We start from the raw sequence: 8515 nt of genomic DNA on the forward strand, positions 1-8515 counted from the left end.
AGGTTGAACTCGCGGTCGACGAGCCGGCGCGCCTCGTCGAGCGTGTCGCCGGTCAGGATGAAGTCCAGATGCTCCTGGAAGCGGAACGGCGTCAGCTCGGGGAAGCGATGCGCGGGCGCGTCCTCGAGATCGAGCGGATCGACGTCGAGATCGGCGCGCAGGAACGTCTGGCTGAAATTGATGACGATAAAGTGCGCGCCTTCCGGATGCGGGATCAGATGCTCTCGGTACGGCAGCACGAATGCAAGCGCTCCGCGCGGAAACGGCCGCGTGACGCCGCCGATTCGCTGCTCGGTATCGCCGCCGAGATTGAACTGGATCTGGAAGTACGCGTGCCGGTGCGGTTCGGTGATGGCCTGGCGCGACGCCTGATCGCGGATATAGAAGTCGAGCCGGTCGCTGCGTTCGGGCATCCCGTACAGGCGCGGCGGGGCGGAGGAGGACATGACGGATTCGGCTGTGCGTGACGCGGATGGAGCCGCGATGGTACAGCGAACGGCGTGTGCGTGCCGCGTTCAGGCGAAGCCGGCGCGGCGCGCGGGCCGATCGCCGCGGCCGCTTTGCACGCGTTATCCGGCGAGCTGCGTCGCGACCCGCTTCCGCAATTCGGGCAGCACGTCGCTTTCGAACCACGGATGATGCTTGAACCATGCCTGATTGCGCGGCGACGGATGCGGCAGCGGCAACACGTCCGGGCCGTATTCGCGCCAGGCCTGCACGGTGTCGGTCAGCGACGCTCGGCGCGTGTCGCGCAGGAAATGCCGTTGTGCATATTGGCCGATCAGCAGCGTGAGGCGGATCGCCGGCAGCTCGGCGAGCAGGCGTTCGAGCCACAGCCGTGCGCATTCGGGGCGTGGAGGATTGTCGCCGCTCGCACCGCGACCGGGATAGCAAAACTCCATCGGCACGATGTCGAACCGGGACGCGTCATAGAACGTGTCCGCGTCGACGCCGAGCCATTCGCGCAGCCGCTTGCCGCTCGCGTCGTCCCACGGAATGCCGCTCGCATGCACGCGCGCGCCGGGCGCCTGCCCGACGATCAGGATGCGGGCGTCGCGGTGCGCGCGCAACACGGGGCGCGGGCCGAGCGGCAGCACGGCTTCGCAGGCGCGGCAGGCGCGGATTTCGGTCAGCAGCGCATCGAGCGGTGCGTACGTCTGTTTCGGCATGGACGTTCGTCGGTGGCAGCGTGTGGCCGGAAAAGCCCGGGCGCGCCCGCGGATCGCTTATCGCTTGTGCGTCGTTCGGGAGGTCATTCGCCGAACCGGCCGGCGACGTCACGCGATTCCGCCTGGGCCGCGCCGGGTTCGGCGATCGCAGCATCATACAACGCGGTCTGGGCGATCGCGGCGGCGACCGCCGCGTCGTCCAGTGCGCGGTCGAGCAGGCCCCAGCGCCGGTATTGCGACAGGAACCACAGCCCGTCTTGCGCGCCCGGGCGGTTCACGGTTCCGTTTTCATGGAACCGGATCGGCAAAGGCGGCACGGCGAACGGCCCCGCGCCGTAATCGCCAAGCAGGCGCGGGGCGATCAGCCGCGCGGGGACGCCGACCACGTCCGGCGACGCGAGCCAGCCGGCGGCTTCGATGCGGTTCGCGGCGCTGTCGAGCCATGCGCAGGCATCGACGAGCGTGCGGATCAGCGCGCGTGCGGCATTCGGGTACAGCGCGACAAAATCGCGCCGGCAGGCCAGCGCTTTCTCCGGATGATCGGGCCAGACCTCGCTGGTCACGGCGACGGTGCGGCCCGCCTGACAGGCTTCGGCGACCGCGTGCCACGGCTCGCCCGCGCAGAACCCGTCGAGTTCGCCGTTCGCCAGCGCGGCGACCATTTCGGGCGGCGGAATCACGACGCTGCGGATCTGGCGCAGCGGATCGACGCCGTGCGATGCGAGCCAGTCATTCAGCCACATCGCGTGCGTACCGGTCGGGAACGTCTGCGCGAACACCGGCTGGCGGCCGAGCGTCGCGAGCGCGGCTGTCACGTTTCCGCTGGCGCGGTACGCGTCGGCGAGGTGCGGGGAGAACGTGATCGCCTGGCCGTTGCGGTTCAGCACCATCAGTGCGGCCATGTCGGCTTGCGGGCCGCCGATGCCGAGCTGCAGGCCGCAGACGAGTCCGTACAGCGCATGCGCGGCGTCGAGCTCGCCGGACAGCAGCTTGTCGCGCACGGCGGCCCACGACGGCTGGCGGCGCAGCTCGAGCGTGAGGCCGTGGCGCACGCCGAGGTTCAGGCGCTGCGCGACGATCAGCGGGGCCGCGTCGCTCAGTGCGACGAAGCCGAGGCGGAGGTGCGCGCGTTCCGGCGCGGCGGCGGTCGAGGTCGTCATGGCGGTGTCATGGTTGCGTGTGCGCCGCGAGCACCTGGCGCGCGGCGTCGACGATGCGGATGCCCTGATCCATCGCGCGCTTGCGCAGCGTCGCGTATGCATCATGCTCGGACAGGTTGCGGCAATCCATCAACAGCCGTTTCGCGCGATCGATCAGCTTGCGGTCGGCCAGTTCGCGCTCGACATCGGCGAGACGGCGGCGCAGTTGCGCGTCGTGCGAGAAGCGCACGAGCGCTACCTCGAGGATCGGTGCGAGGCGCTCGGCCGACAGTCCTTCGACGAGATAGGCGCTGACGCCCGCGCCGACCGCCGCGCGGATCAGCGTCTGGTCGGCGTCGTGGCTGAACATCAGTACCGGGCGCGGCGCGGTCGCGTTCATCACCGCGAGCTGTTCGAGCGTGTCGCGCGAGGGCGAATCGGTATCGATGATCACGACGTCGGGGCGCTGCGCCTCGACCGCGGCGGGCAGCCGGGCGGGTGTCGCCACGTCGTTCAGCATTTCGTAGCCGAGATGGGCAAGCGCCTCGCTCAGGTCGCCGATCGGCTTGTCGGTATCGGTGACGAGCAACACGCGCAGCTTGGCGGGCGGGGCGGACGAACTCATGATGCGAACGGCGGCAACGAAGCGGCGGCCTGCGCGCACGTCCACGCGACGCCCCGCAGGGCTGTCCGCCGGGTGCCCGAACGCCCGGGACGGCTGTCGGCAGGGCGCTGGGCTTGCCGTCCGGCGTCGTGCGCGCGGCCACCGTTTTCACTATAGACGTGCGGCCCGCGCCACGCAGCGTGCCGCATCCTACGCCGCCCGCGCGATCGTCGGCGCCGCGCATGCGCGGGCCGCATCCCAGGCAGCCGCTTCGCCGATTGCCGCACCGACGAGGATCACGGCCGGGCTGCCGAGGCCGGCTTGCGCGACGCCGTACGCGAGCCCGCCGAGCATGCCGGTCCAGCAGCGCTCGTCGGGCGTGCCGGCCCATTGCACCGCAGCTGCCGGGGTCGATGCCGGCAGGGCGGCCAGCAACCCGGCCGCGATCCGCTCGATGCGCGTCATTCCCATATAGATCGCGAGCGTCGTGCCGGTGGCCACGAGGCGCGCCCAGTCGGGCTCGCCGTGATCCTGCAGGTGCGCGGTGACGAAGGTGACGCCCTGACAATGGTCGCGGTGCGTGAGCGACACGCCGAGGCGCGCCGCCGCGGCAAAACCCGATGAGATCCCGTTGACGATCTCGACCGGGATCGCCGCATCGCGCAACGTCTTCAGTTCCTCGCCGGCGCGACCGAACAGCAGCGCCTCGCCGCCTTTGACGCGCACGACGTGCGCACCGCGCTGCGCCAGACGACGCATCAGTCTCTCGATGAATGCCTGCGGCGTCGAGCGACAGCCGCCGCGCTTGCCGACGCGTACGACGCGCGCCTGCGGCGCAAGCGTGACGATCTCCGGATTGACCAGATCGTCGAGCAGCAGCACGTCGGCGGCTGCGAGCGCCTTCACGGCCTTCAGCGTGAGCAAGTCGAGATCGCCGGGGCCGGCGCCGAGCAGGGTGACTTTGCCAGTCGTCATGAGGTTGTCCAGTGCCATGTTCGTGTGGCGGTCGGGTACGCATTGGATCCCGGTTCAGCAATATCCGGGCCAGTGCGTGTTTGCCGCGCATTCCGCGACACGCGGCTGCCGAACGCGCATGCCGGCCACGGTCATGGATTGGCGCGTCGTGCCTCAGGCACGTGCGGCAATCCCCCCGAACGTGCACGGCGATGTCGCACGGTGACGGTGCTGCGTCGCACCACATTCGTGCCTTGCTGCATCACGACGCGTCGCGGATATCGCCGCGGCGGCTGGCGCGCTGCGCCCCGATGACGCCGCAAGCCCTTGCGCCACGGGATTTCGATCGATGTGGCACGACGCTTGCGTCATGTCGCTCAGGCCAATCAACGGCGATTCGCCTGCAGTACCGAATATCAACGTGCCCGGCAACGGGCTTCCTGGGCAACGGCGTCCTACGCATCGGGTCTCGTCACGAGACCGGGTGCGCAGGACGCCGTTTTTGTTTGGTGGATCAAAATGTCCGACAAAGCGACCCGTATCGATCTCTTCAGTCTGCGCACCGTGCCGATGCGCACGTTCCATCTGACCTGGATGGCGTTCTTCGTATGCTTCTTCGCATGGTTCGCGTGCGCGCCGTTGATGCCGCTGATCGCGCGCGAATTCCATCTGAGCGCCGCGCAGGTGGCCAATATCAACATTGCCGCCGTCGCCGCGACGATCCTCGTGCGGCTCGTCGTCGGGCCGATGTGCGACCGCTTCGGCCCGCGCCGCGTCTATGCGGCGCTGCTCGCGTTCGGCGCGATCCCGGTGTTCGCGGTGTCGTTCACGCACGACTACCTGTCGTTCCTGATCTGCCGTCTCGGCATCGGCGCGATCGGCGCGGGCTTCGTGATCACGCAGTACCACACGTCGGTGATGTTCGCGCCGAACGTCGTCGGCACCGCGAACGCGACGACGGCAGGCTGGGGCAACGCCGGCGCCGGCGCGACGCAGGCGCTGATGCCGATTCTCGTCGCCGCCGCGCTGATGATCGGCTTCGGCGAGACGTCGGCGTGGCGTGTGTCGCTCGTCGTGCCGGGCGTGGCGATGCTGGTGATGTCGTGGCTCTACTGGCGCTATACGGAGGACTGTCCACAGGGCGATTTCGCAACGCTGCGTAAGCAGGGCGTGACGATCGACAGCGGCAAGAAGGGCGGCTGGGCGAGCTTTGCCGCCGCCTGCGCGAACTACCGCGTGTGGATGCTGTTCATCACGTACGGCGCCTGCTTCGGCGTCGAAGTGTTTATCCACAACATCGCCGCGCTGTACTACGTCGATCACTTCCATCTGTCGCTGAAGGCGGCGGGGCTCGCGGCCGGGCTGTTCGGCCTGCTTGCGCTGTTTGCGCGGGCGCTCGGCGGCTGGCTGTCCGACAAGGTCGCCGCGCACCGCAGCCTTGACGTGCGCGCGTCGCTGCTGTGCGTGCTGATCGTCGGCGAAGGGCTCGGGCTGATCGGGTTCGCGCATGCGGATCGTGTCGGCATCGCACTCGTCGCGATGCTGACCTTCGGCCTCTTTACCCACATGGCGTGCGGCGCGACCTACGCGCTCGTGCCGTTCATCGACCGCAAGGCGCTCGGCGGCGTCGCGGGGATCGTCGGCGCGGGCGGCAACGTCGGCGCGGTCGCGGCGGGTTTTCTGATGAAGGGCGTCGGCAACGTGCAGCAGACGCTGAGCCTGCTCGGGCTGGTCGTCACCGTGTCGGCGCTCTGCGCGATGGCCGTGCGCTTCAGCGAAGAACACAAGGCACGCGAAGCCGCGCTGCGCGAGCGCGCGCTGGCCGCGGGCAGCGTCGCCAACTGATGGATCACGGAGCGCTCATCATGAAACTCATCGTTATCGGTCATGGCATGGTCGGTCACAAGCTGCTCGAGTGCATCGCGGCGAATGCCGCGGGCGCGCTGCAGGTGACTGTGCTCGGCGAAGAGCCGCGTCCCGCATACGACCGTGTGCATCTGTCGGAATTTTTCTCGGGCAAGTCGGCAGACGACCTGTCGCTCGTCGAGCCGGGCTTCTTCGGGCGGCACGCGCAATTCGACTTGCGCCTGAATGCGCCGGTCGCGTCGATCGACCGCGATGCGCATACCGTCACGCTGGCGACCGGCGAGACGTTCCCGTACGACAAGCTCGTGCTCGCGACCGGCTCGCGCCCGTTCGTGCCGCCGGTGCCGGGCCGCGAGCGTGCGGATTGCTTTGTCTATCGCACGATCGAGGATCTCGAAGCGATGCAGGCATGCGGCGCGCGCGCAAAAAACGGCGTCGTGATCGGCGGCGGGCTGCTCGGCCTCGAATGTGCGAAGGCGCTGCGCGACATGGGGCTCGACACGCACGTCGTCGAATTCGCGCCGCGCCTGATGGCGGTGCAGGTCGACGACGGCGGCGGCCGCATGCTGCGGGCGAAGATCGAGGCGCTGGGCGTGCAGGTGCATACCGGCAGGAACACGCTCGAGATCGTCGACGGCGCGACGGGCACGCACCGGATGCACTTCGCGGACGGCTCGCATCTCGACACCGACATGATCGTGTTCTCCGCCGGCATCCGTCCGCGCGACGAGCTGGCACGCGCCTGCGGTCTCGCGATCGGCCCGCGCGGCGGCGTCGCGATCGACGACAGTTGCCGCACGAGCGACCCCGACATCTACGCGATCGGCGAATGCGCGGCGTGGAACGGCCAGGTGTTCGGTCTCGTCGCCCCGGGCTACGACATGGCGCGCGTCGTCGCGAAGCAGCTGGGCGGAGAGGCGGCGGCGTTCGCCGGTGCGGACACGAGCACGAAGCTCAAGCTGATGGGCGTGGATGTCGCGAGCATCGGCGACGCGCACGGCAACACGGCCGGGAGCCGCGCCTATCAATACGGGGACGAACGCAAGCAGGTCTACAAGAAGCTTGTCGTGTCGAGTTGCGGCAAGTTCCTGCTCGGCGCGGTGATGGTCGGCGACGCGGCCGAATACGGCACGCTCCTGCAGATGATGCTGAACCGCATCGAACTGCCCGACGCGCCGGAATCCCTGATCCTGCCGGCGTCCGACGGGGCCGCGAAGCCGGCTGTCGGCGTCGACGCGCTGCCGGACGCCGCGCAGATCTGTTCGTGCAACAACGTGTCGAAGGCACAGATTTGTACGGCGGTCGATAGCGGCGCGACGAGCATCGGCGCGCTGAAGTCCTGCACGGGTGCGGGCACGTCGTGCGGCGGCTGCGTGCCGCTCGTCACGCAGATCATGAAGGCCGAGATGAAGAAGCAGGGCCTCGCCGTCGACAACCACCTGTGCGAGCACTTCCCGTATTCGCGCCAGGCGCTGTTCCATCTGATCCGCGTCGAGCGCATCACGACCTTCGACGCGCTGCTCGACAAGCACGGCCACGGCCTCGGATGCGACATCTGCAAACCGGCGGTGGCGGGCATCCTCGCGTCGTGTTTCAACGAGTTCGTGCTGAAGAAGGCGCACGCGGGCCTGCAGGATTCGAACGATTACTACCTCGCGAATATCCAGCGGGACGGCACGTATTCGGTCGTGCCGCGCATGCCGGGCGGCGAAGTGACGCCGGAAGGGTTGATCGCGGTCGGCCAGGTTGCGAAGAAATACGGCCTTTACACGAAGATCACGGGCGGCCAGCGCGTCGACCTGTTCGGCGCGCGCGTCGAACAGCTGCCCTCGATCTGGGAAGAACTGATTGCCGCCGGCTTCGAATCCGGCCATGCGTACGGCAAGTCGGTGCGCACCGTGAAATCGTGCGTCGGCTCGACATGGTGCCGTTACGGCGTCGACGATTCGGTCGGTCTCGCGATCGAGATCGAGCACCGCTACAAGGGACTGCGCGCGCCGCACAAGCTGAAGTTCGGCGTGTCGGGCTGCGCGCGCGAATGCGCGGAAGCGCAGGGCAAGGACATCGGCATCATCGCGACCGAGAAAGGCTGGAACCTGTACGTATGCGGCAACGGCGGGATGAAGCCGCGTCACGCGGAACTGCTCGCGGCCGACCTCGACCGGCCGACGCTGATCCGTTATATCGACCGTTTCCTGATGTTCTACATCCGCACCGCGGATCGGCTGCAGCGCACGAGCGTGTGGCGCGACAACCTCGATGGCGGCCTCGACTACCTGCGCGGCGTGGTCGTGCGCGACACGCTTGGTCTTGCGGCCGAACTGGAGGCGGACATGCAGCACGTCGTCGACACGTACGAATGCGAATGGAAGAAGGCCGTCACCGATCCCGAGACGCGCGGGCGCTTCCGCCACTTCGTCAACAGCGACGCGCCGGACGCCAACATCGCATTCGTCGAGACGCGCGGTCAGATCCGCCCGGCGACGCCGGACGAACGGGCGCGCGGCAAGCGCATCGAGATCCCGGCGGTGCGCGAATCCGAAACCGAACCCGTGTGAGCAGTGCCGGCGTCATCGTCGGCAAGGAGAACGTCATGAGCAACGATCAACTTTCCGTGTCCTGGACCGCCGTATGCGCGCTCGACGAGATCGTGCCGAACACCGGCGTGTGCGCCCTCGTCAACGGCGAGCAGGTCGCGGTGTTTCGTGTCGCGCACGCGGACGGCGGCGTGTTCGCGATCGGCAACGTCGATCCCGCCTCGCAGGCGGCGGTGATGTCGCGCG

The 8515-nt window shown here is 68.5% G+C and carries 8 protein-coding genes; 3 read left to right on the forward strand and 5 right to left on the reverse strand.

All coding sequences use genetic code 11. The annotated features are described in order from the left end of the window. The 5 genes from KH616_RS17135 to cobA form a co-directional block, all read right to left on the reverse strand. On the reverse strand, positions 1 to 446 hold a 446-nt coding region (locus tag KH616_RS17135; RefSeq protein WP_366834781.1), incomplete at its 3' end, for an AraC family ligand binding domain-containing protein. 123 nt (positions 447 to 569) lie between these two features. Then, entirely contained in the window at positions 570 to 1169 is a 600-nt protein-coding gene (locus tag KH616_RS17140; protein WP_292248512.1) for a uracil-DNA glycosylase family protein, read from the reverse strand. An 83-nt stretch (positions 1170 to 1252) separates the two neighbouring features. After that, positions 1253 to 2329, reverse strand: a complete 1077-nt coding sequence (locus KH616_RS17145) for a CmpA/NrtA family ABC transporter substrate-binding protein (protein WP_292248515.1) — start codon at positions 2327 to 2329, stop codon at positions 1253 to 1255. A gap of 7 nt (positions 2330 to 2336) precedes the next feature. After that, the gene (locus KH616_RS17150) at positions 2337 to 2933 is read right to left on the reverse strand and encodes an ANTAR domain-containing protein (protein WP_292248518.1); all 597 of its coding nucleotides are present in this window, start codon (positions 2931 to 2933) and stop codon (positions 2337 to 2339) included. Positions 2934 to 3122: 189 nt separating this feature from the next. Next, positions 3123 to 3887: a uroporphyrinogen-III C-methyltransferase gene (gene cobA / locus KH616_RS17155; RefSeq protein ID WP_292248521.1), complete on the reverse strand. Its 765-nt coding sequence runs from the start codon at positions 3885 to 3887 to the stop codon at positions 3123 to 3125. Positions 3888 to 4385: 498 nt separating this feature from the next. Between cobA and KH616_RS17160 the strand changes: the two genes are divergently transcribed. The 3 genes from KH616_RS17160 to KH616_RS17170 all read left to right on the forward strand — a co-directional run. Next, a complete protein-coding gene (locus KH616_RS17160) occupies positions 4386 to 5711 on the forward strand; it encodes an MFS transporter (protein ID WP_292248524.1) in 1326 nt (441 codons plus the stop codon). A gap of 20 nt (positions 5712 to 5731) precedes the next feature. After that, positions 5732 to 8290 carry a nitrite reductase large subunit NirB gene (nirB, locus tag KH616_RS17165; RefSeq protein ID WP_292248526.1) on the forward strand — a complete coding sequence of 853 codons (2559 nt, stop codon included), beginning with the start codon at positions 5732 to 5734 and terminating at the stop codon, positions 8288 to 8290. A gap of 35 nt (positions 8291 to 8325) precedes the next feature. Further along, the coding region (locus KH616_RS17170; RefSeq protein ID WP_292248529.1) for a nitrite reductase (NAD(P)H) small subunit at positions 8326 to 8515 on the forward strand (190 nt) is incomplete at its 3' end.

Source organism: Burkholderia sp. (genome assembly GCF_018375725.1).
Classification (GTDB): domain Bacteria; phylum Pseudomonadota; class Gammaproteobacteria; order Burkholderiales; family Burkholderiaceae; genus Burkholderia.